Raw genomic sequence first — 16,978 nt, forward strand, 5'->3', positions numbered from 1 at the left:
CAAGGCTGGAGCAGATGATGAAGTCGCTCCCGATCACCATCGACAGCGTCAGCAAGGCTTACGGGTCCTACGTCGCACTGGATGATGTTTCGCTCGACATTCAAGCTGGCGAATTCCTCACGCTGCTAGGGCCATCGGGATCTGGCAAAACCACGTTACTCATGGCTCTGGCCGGTTTTGTCCGGCCGGATTCCGGTAAGCTCTTGTTGGGCGATCGGGACATCACTCGCCTGGCGCCCAACAAACGGGACATCGGCATAGTATTCCAGAATTACGCCTTGTTTCCCCACATGAATGTCCTGGCGAATGTCGCGTATCCGCTGGCGCTGCGCAAGACGCCGAGAGCGGAGGCGCGTCAGCGGGCGCTTGCCACCCTGGCCCGCGTGAAGCTGGATGGTCTGGCGGAGCGCAATGTTGCCGCACTGTCCGGCGGCCAGCGCCAACGGGTGGCATTGGCGCGGGCGATCGTCTTCGAACCACGCGTGATGCTGATGGACGAGCCGCTGTCGGCGCTCGATAAGAATCTGCGCGAAACCATGCAGTACGAGATCCGGCGTCTGCACGACGATCTGGGGATCACCACAATCTACGTGACCCATGACCAGCGCGAAGCGCTGATTATGTCTGACCGGATTGCGGTGATGGACTCCGGCCGCATCCAGCAGATCGATACGCCGCAGCGGATTTATGATCGTCCATCGACCCGCTTCGTCGCGGAGTTCATGGGCGAGGCTAACATTGTGGCTCCAGGCTCGGTGCGCAGGATCGATGGCGCCGAAGCGTCACGCGAGACTTTGATGATCCGCGCCGAAAGCCTCCATCTTGATGCGAAGCTCGTCGGGCAAGACGGAGTGGCGCTCGAAGGGATACTGCGCGCCAAGGCGTTTCGCGGCGAAAACTGGCTTTTGACGCTCGCGCTCGACGGTGGGCAAGAGGTTCTTGTCTGCATTCCGTCAGCGCTGGCCGGCGGCTGCGCCGAGCTTGCCGCCGGTCAGCGGATGACCGCATATGCACCGGCGGCGAAGGTTCACGCGATACCGGGAGAGACAGCGTGACCGTCACTGTGGATCCTGCGCTCGCCGCAGATGCGCGACGCGAGCGGCGGTTCTTCCTTTCGCTTTCGCTCCCGGCGCTGTTCATCGTTGGACTGGCGGCGATACTGCCCATCCTTTGGATCATCCGGCAATCTTTCCTGACCACAGGGGGTGAGTACACTGTCGGCAACTACGCGAAAGTGCTTTCGAGCGGACTGACATGGTCGGCGCTCGTCACAACCCTTGAACTGTCCCTCGGCACGCTGGCGATCTGCATTCTTCTAGGCACCCCGCTGGCACTCGCTTTGGCCAGCGCCAGACCAAGGGTGGCCAACGTACTGATGGCCTTCGTCATGCTGCCGTTGTGGACCGCTATTCTGGTGCGCACTTATGGCTGGCTCGTGCTCTTGCGGCGTGATGGCCTGATCAACGCGGCGTTGACCGGTTCGGGCCTGACGGCGGAGCCTTTGCCGCTGGTCTATAACTTCACCGGAACGCTGATCGGCATGGTTCACTACATGCTGCCGCTCTTTCTGCTGCCCGTTTATGCCGCGATGCGCGATATCGACCAAAACCTCATTCGCGCGGCAGCGAGCATGGGAGCCACACTCGGGCAGGTGATGCGCACAGTCATAATGCCACTTTCGGCGGGCGGCATCTTCTCGGGTTCGATCATCGTTCTCATCTATTCCATAGGTTTTTTCATCACGCCGGCGGTGCTTGGCGGCGGCAAGGTAAATCCTCTCTCTACCCGGATCGAGCGAACGCTATCGACCTTTCAGGATTGGGGGTCGGCGAGCGTCCTGGGCATTCTGCTCCTCGTTCTGATGGCGCTGATCGGTGTGATGTTGCTGGCGGCACGCCGCCTGCTGGCCCAGAACACAGTTGATGCCTCCCATGCTTGAGGCGTACCCGCACAACAGACTGGCCCGCATTGTCCTCTGGGGCTTTGCTGCTCTTGTGATGGCATTTCTGATGTTGCCGACGCTCGTGGTGGTGCCGCTTTCCTTCTCGGCGTCGAATCTTCTCGAGTTTCCGCCGCACGCCTACTCGTTCCGTTGGTACGAGAACTTCTTCGGCTCGGCGACGTGGATGGCTGCACTCAGGACGAGCCTGATCCTTGGGACATTGACGGCGCTGATCGCGGTGCCTTTTGCGCTGCTCGCCTGCATCTCAATGAATCGGCTGGGCGGGAAGACTGCTGCGGCCATCCAGAGCGTCCTGCTCACCCCCTCGATCACCCCAGGAATCCTGCTTGCGATCGGCCTCTTTTTTGTGCTGGCGGCACAACGTTTGGTCGGAACGTTGTTCGGTGTGCTGGTCGGACATGTGGTGCTGGCCGTTCCGGTGGCGTGCATTGTGTTGCTGCCCGCCCTGGCCCGCTTTGACTGGAACCAGGTTCAGGCGGCGCGTAGCCTCGGTGCGAACTGGGCCAGGGCTATTGGCGGAATAATCGTTCCGCAACTTCGGATCAGCTTGTTGTCGGCGACATTGATGGCCTTCCTGACGTCGCTCGACGAGTCTGTGATTTCGATCTTCGTCGCAAGTGGTCGCAACAGCACGATGCCGAAGCTCATGTTCGTGTCGCTGCGCGATCAGATCGATCCGACCATTGCGGCGATTTCGACATTGTGGACCGCTATTGTTGTGGTCGTCGTCCTGATCGTGGCCCTTCGCCAAAAATCCTGACCGAGACTGGAAGCATGCCTGCAAATCATCACGCAGCCGGTGCTCCGGCGGATCAATCAACTGATGTACCTCAGGTAGGGTTGGCCATCATCACCGGGTCGGCAAACTGGGGGCTTGCCTTCCCGGAAGATGTCGAATTCGATGGTGTTCGCACGTTGCGGCGCGACTTGAGTTTTGAAACGCCTTTCGGTCGTACCGACAACTGGAAGCTGCTCGAGTTCGATGCATCGATTACAGCCGAAGGGAGAGCGAAGCGCGCGCTGTGCATGTATTCGCACGGCAATCCCCGCGACCATATCGACCATTCCTGCCATCGCCGCGCGTTCTGGGTATTGATGCGGGCGGGTGTACGGCAAGTTCTCGCCTGCTCGACCGTAGGCGCCGTCAACAAGGCGATCCAGCCTGGCGACATGGTGGTGACCGCCGATATCATCGAACTGACGCAGACCCCGTTTTCACTGCTTCCGGACCGCCAGAGCTTCGACTGTTCGGGCAAGCAGATCGTATGTCCAAGATGTGCGGCGGTTCTGGTCGAAACGGCCCGCCGCCATTGGCCAGCCGAATGCCGCGTTCATGGCATCGAACAGCAGTTGGTGGCTGCCCACTGTTATGGGCCGCGACTGACAACCCCCGCCGAGGCTTTGGCGTATCGCGGCATGGGGGCGGATGTGCTTAACCATTCCATCGCCCCTGAGGCCACCCTGGCGCGCGAGATCGGCGCCTGCTTCGTGCCCTGTGCGTTCGTCACGGCGGGCTTCAACGACTATATGGACCGCAATCGCCGGAAATTGCTGCAGGAGGACGTGCTGCCCAATCTCTCCATGACAGCCTCGCGGGTCGCGCTGGAGACCGCCGCGCGACTTCCGGCCAATCCGGAATGCTCTTGCCAGGATCTGAAGTCGCCTCAACCGGCAGAGCGTTCCAGCCGGTTCTGAGCTTTTGGGAGCGTAGTGCGAATTCGTGGCGGGATCTTAGAGACTGTTTCGAAAGTCGCTCCGGCGAGTCATATGGTGGTGGATTCGAGAACCGGAGCGGAGCGGACATTTGGGTCCGTGAGCACCGGAAGCGCAGAAAACGCCATCAGATGGCCGCCGGAGTAGAGTTTCCAAACAGTCTCTTAGCCAGGCGGCCTGAATATGCCGTCGATTGCCGGGTCGCCGTCGGTGCTCACCAGGCCGCGGGCCACCAGGTCCTCGAGATGGGCAAGCACCGACAGGCCGGCCGCGCCGTGCAGGCGCGGATCGGTATCCCTGTAGATCGCCGCGACCATCTCCTTGATCGTCCGGTCGCCGCTTCTGATCTGCTCCAGGATCGCGCGTTCGCGCATTCGGCGATGCGTCTTCAACTCGCGCATGAAACTGCGCGGCGCGGTCACCGGCCCGCCATGGCCGGGCAGCAGCAGGCGGTCGTCGCGCTCGATCAGCCGATCCAGCGAGGCCATATAGTCGGCCATGGCGCCGTCCGGCGGCGCAACGATGGAGGTCGCCCAAGCCATGACGTGATCGGCCGAGAACAGGATACCGGTGCCTTCCAGCGCAAAGGCTGCGTGATTGGCGGTATGGCCCGGCGTCAGCACCGTTCTGATCGCCCAACCGTCGCCGTCGACCATCGAATCGTCGGGAAGCGCGATATCCGGATTAAAGGCGGTGTCGGCGCTGGCGTCTAGCGGATTGATTTCGCCTATGCGTAGTGGCCTCGCCGGCCGATGCGGGCCTTCGGCCAATACGATTGCGCCGGTGTGCTGCTTCAGCCGCGCTGCCAGCGGAGAATGGTCGCGATGCGTGTGGCTGACGAAAATGTGGCTGACCGGCCTGTCTCCGATCACCTCGAGCAGCGTCTCGAGATGCGCGTCGTCATCCGGCCCCGGATCGATCACCGCCAGTGTCTTGCGCCCGACGATGTAGCTGTTGGTGCCGTAAAAGGTGAACGGGCTGGGATTTTTCGCGGTAATCCGGAGCACGTCGGGCGCAACCGTCACGCCCTGGCCGTAGGACGGGTCGAAGTCTGTGTCGAATTTCAGCGCCATGGCGAATATCGTTCAGCTCTGTTCCAATGCATGTCGCGCAAAAGCATGCCCTCGGGCCTGACCCGAGGGTGTGCAGCGGTTTTGCGATAACGACATGCATAAAAACAACGACCTAAGGCGCGTCGCATGAGGCCGGTCAAACGCGACGCGCTTTAGAGACGGCAAAACCGATTGCCGCATAACACGGAAGCCAATATAGGAAAACGCAAGGCCGCGATCTGCGGCAGTCCGGAATGAGGAAGACCATGGCAATTGCAACGACACCGCTTGTTTCTCTCGCTTTGCCTGAAAAGGGCGCGGCCCGCCTGGCGACGCAGCTTCTGCTGGCGATCGTTGGAACGCTGGTGCTGACCTTGTCGGCCAAGACCAGAGTTCTGCTCGGGCCGGTCGACATCTCGATGCAGACCCTAGCCGTCTTTCTGATCGCCGCAGCATTCGGCATGCGCCTCGGCGTCGCCACGCTGCTTCTCTACATGGCGGAGGGCGCCATCGGCTTGCCGGTCTTCCAGGGCACGCCGGAAAAGGGCATCGGCATCGCTTACATGCTCGGCTCGACCGGCGGCTATCTTGCCGGCTTCGTGATCATGGCGGCGATCGTCGGCTCGGCCGCCGATCGCGGTTGGGATCGCCATCCGATCAAGCTCTTCAACGCGATGCTGGTTGCCGAAATCGTCATGATGGCGATGGGCTTTGCCTGGCTGGCACTGCTCATCGGCCCGGAAAAGTCATGGCAGTTCGGCGTCGTGCCCTTCATCGTCGGCGACCTGATCAAGGTCGGCCTGGCGGCGAGCCTTGTGCCGGCCGTCTGGTCGCTGCTCAAACGCCCCTGAACTCTGGTCGATAGATCGGGCGCGGGCACTGATCGAGTCCCACGCAACCACAGATCGTGGAATGGTCCCCGTTTCAGCGAACGGCCTGCCGCGAGTTCTCGTGAAAGCAGGCCGCCGCCAAGCGGTCGGTAACGCTTTGCTAACGATACCGTCACACTATGTTCAAATCGACCGATTAAGGACCAGAACAGCCAGCGGTTCGTCGCGAGTCAGCGTAACCAGGCAGCTACATATCGACGCAATTGCTCGATACCGCTGCTGGATAGCTAAAAAAGAAAGCGGCGCGATGACTTTTAGGCGCAGCTAAAGTAGTGGACAATTAACAGGATTCGATCAACCGCATCGATTCTCGCGACATGGTTGCTTGCTGGTATCTTCGCGCTGTCGTAACGCTTGCCGTCAACCATGCCGAGAACCGCCGAGAGCGAGACGCGTGACCAGCCCGAAAAAAACAACTGTTAAGGCCACTGTATCGTCGCAACGGCCCGCAACCGGCACCGCAGCACGCTGGTATGCCGCCAGCGTATTTCCGGGAAAGGAAGACGTCGCCGAACGGCATCTCCGGATGCAGGGGTTTCACCCGTTTACACCTCGCTGCGAGAAGACCACACGTCATGCCCGGCGCATCGAGACGCGACCGGCGGCCTATTTTCCAGGTTACATGTTCATCGCCCTCGATGTCGCGCTGCAGCGGTGGCGCTCGGTCAATGGAACGTTCGGTGTGCGCTCACTCATCATGCAGGGCGAGCGGCCATTGCCGGTCCCGTCGGGGTTGGTGGAGCGGTTCATTGCCCTGACTGGCAGGGATGGCCTGCTTGATTTCAGCGAAGGCCTCGCTGCGGGCGCATCGGTTCGGATTCTTTCAGGTCCTTTCGCGGAGATGATCGGTCGCCTTGACCGGCTCGATCCAGCCGGAAGGGCCCGAGTCCTGGTTGCCATCATGAATGGCGAGATCCCTGTTGACATGGATTCAAGGGAACTCGCGATCGCATAACCGCAGCTGACGCCAGGTCATGCGGTGCAAGTGCTGCAAAGTCGGCTCTCGGGTTCACCCGGGAGTGCGGTAGCCATTGTTGGAGCCGAAGGATGTCGATAGGCGTGGCAATGCAGAGCTGTTGGTTGCCTTCGCGGATGATCAGTTAAATTGGTTAATGGCTTCACGAATTTGAACACCTCCACTATCAACCTGCCCAGCCAGAGGCATCTTCTGCTTCGGATGCGCTTTCAGTTGCTTGGCGGATTGACGTTCGCGATCCTGGTCCCCGCGATGGTCCGCATGTCGTTCGATCAACAAGTAATCTGGTCAACGAACATGCAAGCTACGATTCTTGCTGCCTTCATAGCTCACACATCGGGTTACCTGCTTTACAAGCGCATCGGCAATTTTCCGGGTGTGGCGGCGGCTGGTTACATCCTGCCCACCTTCGCCCTGACTTACGGCCTCGTATTCATGGCCATCTTCTTTTTCAGGTTCGACTATAGCCGCTTCCAGGCCGCGGCGAGTCTCTTTCAGTCGACATTGTGGTATTTTGGTCTGAGCTTGGCCACACGACGGCTCGACCCATACCGGTTGGCAGTAATCCCCGGTGGAGATGTCGATAGGCTGCAAAGCATACCAGGCGTTAGTTGGCACCGGATTCAGTCGCCCGAGACGATTGTCGAACATGCCAGCGGTGTGGTGGCCGATCTTCGAGCCGATCTTTCGGATGAATGGGAACGGTATATTGCCGATCGCGCGCTCTCGGGAACGCCGGTCTACCATGTCAAACAAATCAGCGAATCGCTTACAGGCCGAGTGGAAATACAACATCTTTCCGAAAATACATTGGGATCTCTGAATCCAAACCAGGCTTATTTAAAGATCAAACAGGCGGCTGACTGGATTGCGGCACTAGTTATTCTTGTTGGTTTTTCACCATTGCTCTTGTTCGTAGCGGCAGCGATAAAATTTGACTCGGCTGGTCCGGCCTTATTCAAGCAAAAAAGAATGGGGTACAGAGGAAAGATCTACGAGGTTTACAAATTTCGGACGATGAAACTCGGCGCCGCGGTTGGCGATGAAAAGGAAGAGGCCATTACCAAGACCGGCGATGCGCGCATTACACGCCTTGGGCAGTTCTTGAGAAAATCCAGGATCGATGAATTGCCGCAAGCCTTCAACATCCTGCGCGGTGAGATGAGCTGGATCGGACCGCGCCCGGAGGCACTCGTACTCTCCAAGTGGTACGAGGCGGAGCTGCCATTCTATCGGTACCGCCACATCGTGCGGCCTGGCATTACCGGATGGGCTCAAGTCAACCAGGGCCACGTTGCGGCCGTGGGCGATGTTCTGGAAAAACTCCACTACGACTTCTACTACATCAAGAATTTCTCCCCTTGGCTCGACGTGCTGATTGTGTTTCGTACGATCCGAACCATGCTGACAGGATTTGGTGCTCGGTAGGCCCAAGAGCCCTACTGATTGCGGGCGGATGATATTATTCGCTTGGAAGACATCCACAATTGCGTTCCAGAAATCGCCGGAGAAGCACTATGACCAGGAAGACCGCACTCATTACCGGCATCACCGGCCAGGATGGTGCCTATCTGGCGGAACTTCTTCTGGCAAAGGGCTATGATGTCCATGGCATCAAGCGGCGTTCCTCGTCGTTCAACACCGGTCGCATCGATAATCTCTACCAGGATCCGCATGAGAAGGACGTAAGGCTGTCGCTGCATTATGGCGACATGACCGACGCCACCAACCTCATCCGCATCGTCCAGGAAGTGCAGCCGGATGAGATCTACAATCTCGCTGCACAATCGCATGTCCAGGTGAGCTTCGAGACCGCGGAATATACCGCGAATGCTGACGCGATCGGCACATTGCGTCTCCTCGAAGCCATCCGGCTGCTTGGCCTGACAAAAAAGACGCGTTTTTATCAGGCCTCGACTTCCGAGCTCTACGGCAAGGTGCAGGAGATCCCGCAACGGGAGACGACGCCTTTCTATCCTCGGTCGCCATATGCGGCGGCAAAGATTTACGCCTACTGGATTACCGTGAATTACCGCGAAGCTTACGATATCCATGCTTCCAACGGCATCCTGTTCAATCACGAAAGCCCGATGCGCGGCGAGACGTTCGTTACCCGCAAGATCACGCGCGCGGCGGCTGCAATCAGCCTCGGCCTTCAGGACAAGCTCTACCTCGGCAATCTGTCGGCTGAACGGGATTGGGGCCATGCCCGCGATTACGTCGAAGGCATGTGGAGAATCCTTCAGCATGAAGTGCCGGACGACTATGTCCTTGCAACCGGCGTAAAGAATTCGGTCCGCCGCTTTGTCGAGCTTGCATTCAGCGAGGTCGGGATCGAGATCGAGTGGGTTGGTTCCGGTATTGACGAAAAGGGCGTCGATGCAAAATCAGGCGCTGTCCTGATCGAGGTGGATCCGCGCTATTTCAGGCCGACCGAAGTTGAGCTGCTGATCGGCGATCCTTCGAAAGCGGAGCGCGTTCTCGGGTGGAAGGCAACAACCTCGCTCGATGCGATGGTCCAGGAAATGGTTCAGTCCGACCTCGAAACGGTAAGACGGGAATCCGAACACCGGCGCCTGGATGAGGATCGAATTCGCGTTGCGGCACAGTAAGCGCCGTTGGGCCGGGTCGACATGAAAATCTCGGTCTTGACCGTCTGTTGGAACTCTGCGGCGACGATCCGGCATACGATCGATAGCTTCCTGGCCCAGGATCATCGCGACAAGGAACTGGTGGTCATCGACGGCAATTCGTCGGACGAGACGTTGTCAATTGTCCGGTCTTACCCACCGGACCAGATCCGGCTGATCAGCGAGCCCGACAGCGGAATGTATGATGCACTCAACAAGGGGCTGCGTCTCTATACCGGTGACGCGGTAGGCGTGCTGAATTCAGACGATTGCTTTCACGATCGCACAGCGCTGGGACGGATATCGGCAGGGCTCGAGACCGCCGACATCGTGCATGGTGACCTGGATTTTGTTGAAGACCATCTGAGCAAACGGGTCGTACGCCGTTGGCGTGCTGCGGCCCGACCCGCCAAGGGCTTTCGGACCGGATGGATGCCGGCCCATCCAACGTTCTACGTCAAGCGGAAGGTTACGGACGCAGTCGGTGATTTCAATACTAAGTATAAGGTGGCGTCTGACTATGATTGGATGCTAAGAAGTATTGAATTGCATCCCTTTATCGTTGCCACCGTGGATGGTACCCTGGTTGATATGATGGTAGGAGGAAAAAGTACAAAAAATCTATCATCTACTATTCATCACAATTTAGAGGCGTTGCAGTCACGCAGAATGTGGCTAAGGAGCTGTTTAATTGATTTTGCTCTTATTGCTAAGCCTATCCGAAAAGTCAGACAATTTATTGTGCGATGACGTCTAAAAAAACAGGTAAATGAGACGGATATAGTGAAAAGGTATTTCTATAGCGGCGGGGCTGTTTTTGCAGAAAGCATTGTAATAAATTTATTTGGGATGATTGTGCTTGCTTTTGTGGCGAGAAGCCTCGGACCAAGTGATTATGGCCTGTACGCATACGTATTCTCACTCGCATCAATTTTCGGTTTGCTTGGCCAGTTAGGACTCGATGGAATTTTAATCAGAGAACTCGTAACAAGCAGACAACCATCAAGCGTTATACTTGGAACTACGCTTGCGTTGCGCCTTGCTGGATACACGCTTGGCGCCCTGTTGATGTTTGCTGCCGTTCCTTTTTTGGCATCAAAGGGTGAGAAAGAGGTCCTTCTATACGTATCAGCTTGTATATCGATAGTGTTAATTTCACCGACCGGTATATTTTCAAGTTGGTTTAGGGCGAAGGTAGAGTCTGAAAAAGCAATGGTCGCCAATGTTATAGCGTCGGTTATTTCTGGCCTTGCAAAGATAGTTCTAGTTTATTGCGGATACGGTGTCGTTTCGATCGGATTCTCGCAGGCCTTTGGCGCAGCAGTGGGAGTATTGCTTCTTTTCGTGTTGTTTGGTCATGGTAGCGGTCCACCGTTGAAGGCATGGCGTGTCGACTTGCCCTATGCGCGATCTCTACTATCACAAAGCTGGGCCATTTTCCTTGGAAGTGCCCTAGCGCTGATTTATTTGAACATCGATCTGACAATGCTTCGAATCATATCAGGTCCTGCAGTCTCAGGTGAATACGCGGCTTCGGTGAAGCTTATCCAAGCACTTTACATTATTCCCGCTGCCTTCAGCGTCACCCTATTTCCGTACTTGGCAACGGTAAACTCTGAAAGCAAAATACAATTCTTTCACGCGATGCGGCTAGGTTATTCCGCTATCGCAGTAATGTCATATGTCAGTATTGTGGCTCTATGGCTGTTTGGTGACTATCTGGTTAGGGGTCTTTTTGGAGCAGATTACCTGAACTCAGTAAACTCGCTTATGATACTTTCGCTGACTCTGCCGTTTTCGTTTTCCAGGTACCTTACAACGAGATGGATAGTCATAGAAAGCAAGGGTAGGTATCTGATATTAAGCGAAGGGGCAGGGGCTATTATAAATATACTTTTGAATTTAGCTTTAATTCCGGAGTATGGGGGGGCTGGGTCTGCTTTCGCGACGTTGGCAGCGTTTGTTGTGTCCTCGTACCTGTCCTTAGCTTTTTCCAAAAGCGGTCGTGAACTATTCGCGATAATTACCATCTCTTTTTTCAATCCGTTCTCGATCCTATTCAGAGAGATCAGGAAACGACTTTCATAAGGAGAACGTCAAGTGTCATTCGTTGGCAGTTATATTCGTACGAGCGTCCTCACCAAGATCGACTCGTATAGAAATTCGGTGCTCGATTGCCGGGCGAGCGTGGAACTGGCCAAACTAGGGCTGAAGTTCCTACCTTGGACCGTATCCGCAATGCGCCCATCGGCTGTAGTTTCGCTGGTTAATGAAATCCTGATCAACAAACGTAGGACGATCGTTGAGTTTGGGAGTGGTATCTCGACTTTATATCTTTCGAAGGCTGCAGAAATGGTTGGCGGAACCGTGATCTCTATAGAAGACGATCCGGACTGGGCGTCTTTGGTTTCTGATATGCTGAAAGCCGAGGGCCTTTCTCACGTAGCACAGGTTCTGGTTGTGGGGCTTCGGGACTGCATCTACTCGTTGGATGGCTCGGTTTGGTACGACCCAGAGATGGTCTCCCGTGCTATTGCCGGTTCGAAGGTTGATCTGGTAGTGGTCGACGGCCCACGTGCTCACACCCGCGATTTAGCGCATGCCAGATATCCAGCCTTGCCCGTGGTCCTTCCCCACTTATCGCCACGGTGCGCCATTGTGCTCGACGACATTGGCCGAAGCGGTGAGCAGCATATCGTCAACAAATGGGAAGCGGACAGTGGGCTAAAGTTCGATCGACTCGCTGCCCGGGGCGGTTACGCTATTGCGCGGCGGGAAGCCTATTTCGTTTCGTCGATATAAGCCATGGGCGCGAACTCGTTAAGAGTACTTCATATCCTCGGCGGGGCGCTCGGCTCTGGGGCCGGTCGAGGCGCCCTCACCCTGCATTTGGCCCTGCGGGCGCGCGGAGTGGATTCCCGAATTCTCGGTAGAGTGGAACGACGTACACCTCCGGACTACCACGCTGTGCGCTTGGGAGGGGTAGCAAGACTAATCACGAGCGTCAGGACGAGGATATACTCGTGGCGCCTAAGTCGCAATATTGTTGATAGAGGAGCACCCTACTTCCCAATTGGTGTAGGACTCAATCCGCACAAACACCCCCTTTATTCGTGGGCAGATATTATTCACATCCAGTGGGCTCATGCCTCTACCATGGGTCCAGAATTCTGGGAGGTGTTAGCGAAAGAGGATCGACCTGTTGTATTCACGCTGAGAGATATGTGGCTATTCACCGGTGGTTGTCATTTCTCGAGCGGTTGTAGCGGTTACCTCGATGGCTGCCAATCTTGTCCAATCCTAAAGCCCGAGGCACACTCGGTAGCGTCAGACGACCTTGCCAGAAAGCGTCGCACATATACCTCTGGAATGGCCTTTATTGCGATTAGCAAAGACGTAGCGCAGAACGCACAGTTGAGCACTGCGTTGGCGAAACACAAGATCAGAGTTATATCGAATGCCATTCCGATCGATAAATTTGCTATAATTGATAAGTTCATCGCGCGTGATACTCTTGGATTAGACAGTTCGAAGTATGTTATCGGTATTGGTGCTATTGATCTGTCCGACCCGCGAAAGGGAGGTGACATAATCCCTAGGCTCCTGGAGGAGTTTTCGGAGCATTCGGATGTCGAGTGGGCTGTATTTGGTGGAAACTTTTCGTATAAAAATGACAACATAAGATACTTTGGCATGGTAAAGGATTACGAAACCCTCAATATGATATATTCTGCAGCCGACTTATTCGTAATGCCCTCTTTGCACGAAACATTTGGTAAGACGACGGCTGAAGCGATGGCTGCTGGCACCCCTGTTGTTGCATTCGCGAGTACCCCAGCTCAAGAAATTATAGAGGAGTCTGTAACTGGTTGGACGGTCCCTCACAACGATGTCGAAAGTCTTGTTACCAAAATCCGGAATGTCATGGCGATGGACCGCGGGAAACTCAGGGCAATGGGTGTTAAGGGGCGAGAGGCAGTAACGAAACGATACTCGCCGGATGTGGCGGCCCTTGAGCATATTAAGTTATACTGCGACCTCTTGGGCTTGGCTGACGAATCCTAATTTTTTGCTTGGGCCAGGAATTGCGCCTGAGCCTTTTGTCTCCTGGTGATTTGGATGAACCACAACAACTCTTCGGTATTGGTCGTACACGTTGGTCGCCGAGACAACTATGAGGTTGTCCAAGCTCTCTACGATGCCGGCTGGAAGGTTAGCCTTCTAACCGATTTTTATTATACTCCTGGGACATTCATCGGGCTGGTGTCTCGCTGGTTAATGGGTGATGCGGTATATAGGAGGTACCGTAAGGGACTAGATATCACCGTTTATACGACCTTCATATTACTTATTCTGGACTATTGTGAAAGGATTGTTCCCAGGAATAAGCGCATCAACCAGCTAAGAAGCTTCCTGTTAGGCAGAAAAGCTCGGCGCCTGCTATCATCATTAAAATTCAAATTGGCTATATTTTATTACAACTCGGGCATAATATACGCTGCAGGTAATGTTAATGACAATTGCAAGCTTGCGCTTTTCCAAATGCATCCGCATCCGGTAATGCTCCGTACAATATATCACGATTATGCGGCCAAGAGACCAGAAATTGCAATTGATATGTTCTCTCAAGAGGAGGAGATGACAAATAGCACGTCATACCTGTCGAAGCTGTCCCATGAAGTCAGTGTGTCTGACACAATAATATGCAGTTCGTCATTCGTACTTCGGACCTTGATCAAGGCTGGTGTGCAGCAAGACACAATCAAAGTGATTCCCTACGGCGCGCCGAGCAGGTCGGGCGCTCTGCCAGCGGAACAGTCGGTGCGAGGTTCCGTTAGTGACTATGCAATTGACCTTGCCTTCGTCGGCCAGTTCGTTGTCAGAAAGGGTGTGTACGAACTTCTAAAGCTGGTGGCAAGGCGGCCGGATATTCGCCTGACCATCTATACCCGGGAGTTGCAGCGAGCTCGGGAGAAGACAATCGAATGGATTTCGGAAATTCCTAAAAACCTCGTCTTAAGGACTATTCTTGACGATTCAATCCTTTGGTCCGCGGCGAGCGAGGCAGACTTCTTAATTCTGCCAAGCTTGGCCGAAGGCTTTGGACATGTTCTACTCGAGTCTATGAGTGCGGGGCTACCAATTATCGCTAGTTGCAATACCGGAGCGCCAGATGTTTGCGTTGATGGCAAATCGGGCTACCTTATGAAGGGGTTCATGGAGGACTGCATAGAGGGAGCGGTCGATCGAGCCATACGCGAACGTGGCCGATGGCCTGCGATGCGAGCTTTTGCTCTTGCTGAAGCAAGTACTCACACATGGACGGCATTTCGTCGAAACATCGCGGACCATCTTTCGAGTTCGGGCTGACAAGGGAGGAAATGGGGCTGCATCTCTGTGGATTGAATCTACGCTGGTGCCCGGTTGACAGCAGCAATGGTCTTATCGGGATCGGCGGCCCAAGTGAAAGGTTTGAGTTGCTGGTTGTGCTCGGCGAGGTAGCGGTTGATTGCAGCTTGGAGATCGACGACGGAGTGGAAGACACCTCACTTGGGCGACGCTTCGATAATTTTGCGAAGAAGCCCTCGACTGCGTTGAGCCATGAGCATGACGTCGAGGTGAAGCGGAAAGTGGAGCCAGATAAGCACCTTGGGGGTGCTTGTGAGCAGCGCAGGTGTCGAACAGCGTGGTGGTGCCATTGCGCTTGCAGTCGTGAGTCATAGTGCGGAGGCCTCCCTTCTTTCAGAGGCAGAACGACGTCGCGCAGCTTGTCGACGAACTGCGGAACGTTGGAGAGCTTGAATCGGCCCCAGCGGTTGGGCTGCAGCCCGTGAGCCTTCCAGGTCCGGCGCACCGCGCTGGCGCTGGGGCCGGCCGCAGCCGCCATCATGTCGGCGGTCCAGTGCGTCGGATCGCCCGGCGGATCCTGCAAACGTCAGCGCCACCACGCGCTGGGCTACTTCAGGCTCAAGAGGGGAATCTCTTGTCGCGCAACAGCCCTTCGAAGCCTTCCGCTGCGACGCACCTCGTGCCAGCGCCACCCGCAGGGCTTGGACTTGCCGGTTTGCCGCATGATCGCGACGGTGCCCGCGCCGTCGCTGATCAGTGCGCTGAGGCGCTCGCGATCAATAGACGAAACGGTGAGAGATATTCCTGTGTGCATCCGCCAGAGTGGCCTGTGCACTTGCGAAAGGGAATCCCAAACCGGCCTCTTAATGTCAGCCCGTCACCACTAGCTAGGTTTGCGATGACGCCTGCTAACCTCAAATGCTATCCGCCGGAGTAATGGTGATGCTGACACTCACAATATTTCTCTCGCTCTCTTGGATATTATACTCATTCTACCGGTATGGTGTCGCATCATTTCCGTTCCTTTATGTTGTATCGAGTTTGTTTTATCTGATATTGCTTCCGCTGCTTGTTGGCGATGTAGACCTCGTCACTGGTACGTATGCACGACCAACCGAGGTATACTATTGGTCAGTCATTGTATTCTGCGCGTGCTACATGATTGGTTTTAGAGTGACTGCTCCTTTGGCATTCACGCGCGTATCGACTGAGCGTTACTTGCCTCGGCATGGGAGGTTAGGAGAAAAGATCGTTCTCTGGTCACTTTGTGTATTCGCAGGCGCACTGGTTGCGTTTTCGCTTGTGTCGAGAAATATCTTCCGAGCAGATGGACCATTCCTATTCACAATTATTGGTTTCGATATATTGTTAGTGTGTTATTTTATCGGTAGGAACGAGAGAAGCAATTTCCTCAATATTGTATTTATTTTGATCCAATCAGTAGTGTTTCTTTATGCTGGTTTTAGATATAGGCTCGCGATTCTGTTTTTGTCGGAGTTAATGAATTTGCCAGGAAGGGGATTTCGACCGGTTCGCGCTGCTGTGGCTGGCGGAATTGCGTTGATGTTAGCTCTGGGGCTTGGTGCGTTAGGCCAAGTAAGGAGTTATGGTACCTTTTCCGTTGTAGATTTGGGTGATCTTGCGTTTGCACCACTTGAGTTTCTAAAGCAAAGTGGGGAGCAGACGGTGGCGTTTGCGACGATCAACATAGTGGAGGGAATTGATCGGCTTCAGCTCGTAGGGCTGGAGCCGATCACGGTTTTGACTACTCAATTTGTTCCCGCTGCTCTTTACCCCGACAAACCACGCACGACTTATCTTGGTTCCTATTTGATTGTCACAGAGGGACTGCAGGACACCGGTGCAGCATTCCACGATCTTGGGCAAGCGGCGCTTATGTATGGGCTCTATGGCCTGCCATTTTCAGCAGCTCTCCTGGGTGGAATAGCTGGTCTGTTTTTTCAGAGCACATTGAAACGGAGTCCCAATGTCTATTATTCCTGTGGCGTTATTGTATTGTATGCTGTGTTGATTCCCACCCGAGGATACTTAGCTCAGCAGATGACATGGGCGTTGACGTTCTTAGTGCCACTCCTTGCGTTGGATCTGGCCCGAAAGGTCTTTGGGGATGGCATCAGGCACTCCGATGGCAAAACCTACCGAACTTGGTACGGCAGATAGTGAGGACTGCCATTGAGAATGGTCCTGTTCAACAAGGTTTGAGCGCCACAATGTCCCATGGCCTTGCGGAGCACTGTGTTAGTCGTGTCGGAAATCGGTCGCACCATTACCCTAGGAAGAGACCGCCAGCTTCCGGTTTGGGGTCGACTTGTTAGGATGCACCACTTCCGCGCAGACCGACTCGCTTCCCAAATCTCTGCAGGTGGCGGAATCTCCGCCAAGGC

15 protein-coding genes and 1 pseudogene are annotated in these 16,978 nt (G+C 55.4%); 14 read left to right on the top strand and 2 right to left on the bottom strand.

All coding sequences use genetic code 11. The features are described 5' to 3' along the window. Positions 1-17 precede the first annotated feature (17 nt). From BQ8482_RS09130 to BQ8482_RS09145, 4 genes are all read left to right on the top strand, one after another. Complete coding sequence (locus tag BQ8482_RS09130) at positions 18-1,055, top strand: ABC transporter ATP-binding protein (RefSeq protein ID WP_123147489.1); 1,038 nt, start codon at positions 18-20, stop codon at positions 1,053-1,055. Continuing rightward, on the top strand, positions 1,052-1,939 hold the full coding sequence (locus BQ8482_RS09135; RefSeq protein ID WP_123147135.1) for an ABC transporter permease: 888 nt from the start codon (positions 1,052-1,054) through the stop codon (positions 1,937-1,939). The genes BQ8482_RS09130 and BQ8482_RS09135 overlap by 4 nt, the downstream gene beginning before the upstream one ends. Then, positions 1,932-2,723, top strand: a complete 792-nt coding sequence (locus BQ8482_RS09140) for an ABC transporter permease (protein WP_123147136.1) — start codon at positions 1,932-1,934, stop codon at positions 2,721-2,723. Before BQ8482_RS09135 ends, BQ8482_RS09140 begins: the two co-directional genes overlap by 8 nt. Positions 2,724-2,803: 80 nt before the next feature. After that, positions 2,804-3,658: a phosphorylase family protein gene (locus BQ8482_RS09145; protein ID WP_244602667.1), complete on the top strand. Its 855-nt coding sequence runs from the start codon at positions 2,804-2,806 to the stop codon at positions 3,656-3,658. 182 nt (positions 3,659-3,840) lie between these two features. Here the strand turns inward: BQ8482_RS09145 and BQ8482_RS09150 are convergent, their stop codons facing one another. Continuing rightward, a complete protein-coding gene (locus BQ8482_RS09150; protein ID WP_123147138.1) occupies positions 3,841-4,749 on the bottom strand; it encodes an MBL fold metallo-hydrolase in 909 nt (302 codons plus the stop codon). A 245-nt stretch (positions 4,750-4,994) separates the two neighbouring features. Here BQ8482_RS09150 and BQ8482_RS09155 point away from each other — a divergent pair, with 245 nt between their 5' ends. The 9 genes from BQ8482_RS09155 to BQ8482_RS09195 all read left to right on the top strand — a co-directional run bounded on the left by BQ8482_RS09155 (position 4,995) and on the right by BQ8482_RS09195 (position 14,594). Continuing rightward, complete coding sequence (locus BQ8482_RS09155; protein ID WP_123147490.1) at positions 4,995-5,579, top strand: biotin transporter BioY; 585 nt, start codon at positions 4,995-4,997, stop codon at positions 5,577-5,579. Between the two features lie 433 nt (positions 5,580-6,012). Then, on the top strand, positions 6,013-6,573 hold the full coding sequence (nusG, locus tag BQ8482_RS09160; RefSeq protein WP_165848463.1) for a transcription termination/antitermination protein NusG: 561 nt from the start codon (positions 6,013-6,015) through the stop codon (positions 6,571-6,573). A 150-nt stretch (positions 6,574-6,723) separates the two neighbouring features. After that, positions 6,724-8,022: a sugar transferase gene (locus tag BQ8482_RS09165; protein WP_244602668.1), complete on the top strand. Its 1,299-nt coding sequence runs from the start codon at positions 6,724-6,726 to the stop codon at positions 8,020-8,022. Positions 8,023-8,111: 89 nt separating this feature from the next. Then, positions 8,112-9,206 (top strand): GDP-mannose 4,6-dehydratase, encoded by a 1,095-nt coding sequence (gmd, locus tag BQ8482_RS09170; protein ID WP_123147140.1) that lies wholly within the window; start codon positions 8,112-8,114, stop codon positions 9,204-9,206. Between the two features lie 21 nt (positions 9,207-9,227). Continuing rightward, complete coding sequence (locus BQ8482_RS09175) at positions 9,228-9,974, top strand: glycosyltransferase family 2 protein (protein ID WP_133254717.1); 747 nt, start codon at positions 9,228-9,230, stop codon at positions 9,972-9,974. A gap of 33 nt (positions 9,975-10,007) precedes the next feature. Next, positions 10,008-11,312: a flippase gene (locus BQ8482_RS09180; protein WP_133254718.1), complete on the top strand. Its 1,305-nt coding sequence runs from the start codon at positions 10,008-10,010 to the stop codon at positions 11,310-11,312. Between the two features lie 12 nt (positions 11,313-11,324). After that, complete coding sequence (locus BQ8482_RS09185) at positions 11,325-12,026, top strand: class I SAM-dependent methyltransferase (protein WP_123147143.1); 702 nt, start codon at positions 11,325-11,327, stop codon at positions 12,024-12,026. A 3-nt stretch (positions 12,027-12,029) separates the two neighbouring features. Then, a complete protein-coding gene (locus BQ8482_RS40025) occupies positions 12,030-13,289 on the top strand; it encodes a glycosyltransferase (protein ID WP_123147144.1) in 1,260 nt (419 codons plus the stop codon). 54 nt (positions 13,290-13,343) lie between these two features. After that, a complete protein-coding gene (locus BQ8482_RS09195; RefSeq protein WP_123147145.1) occupies positions 13,344-14,594 on the top strand; it encodes a glycosyltransferase family 4 protein in 1,251 nt (416 codons plus the stop codon). 38 nt (positions 14,595-14,632) lie between these two features. On the opposite strand, the pseudogene BQ8482_RS09200 reads toward BQ8482_RS09195, so the two are convergent. Further along, positions 14,633-15,387, bottom strand: a pseudogene (locus tag BQ8482_RS09200) (transposase). Between the two features lie 128 nt (positions 15,388-15,515). Between BQ8482_RS09200 and BQ8482_RS37635 the strand changes: the two are divergent. After that, positions 15,516-16,754, top strand: a complete 1,239-nt coding sequence (locus tag BQ8482_RS37635; protein WP_133254719.1) for a hypothetical protein — start codon at positions 15,516-15,518, stop codon at positions 16,752-16,754. The last annotated feature ends 224 nt before the right edge of the window (positions 16,755-16,978 follow it).

The organism is Mesorhizobium delmotii, assembly GCF_900149755.1.
GTDB lineage: Bacteria > Pseudomonadota > Alphaproteobacteria > Rhizobiales > Rhizobiaceae > Mesorhizobium > Mesorhizobium delmotii.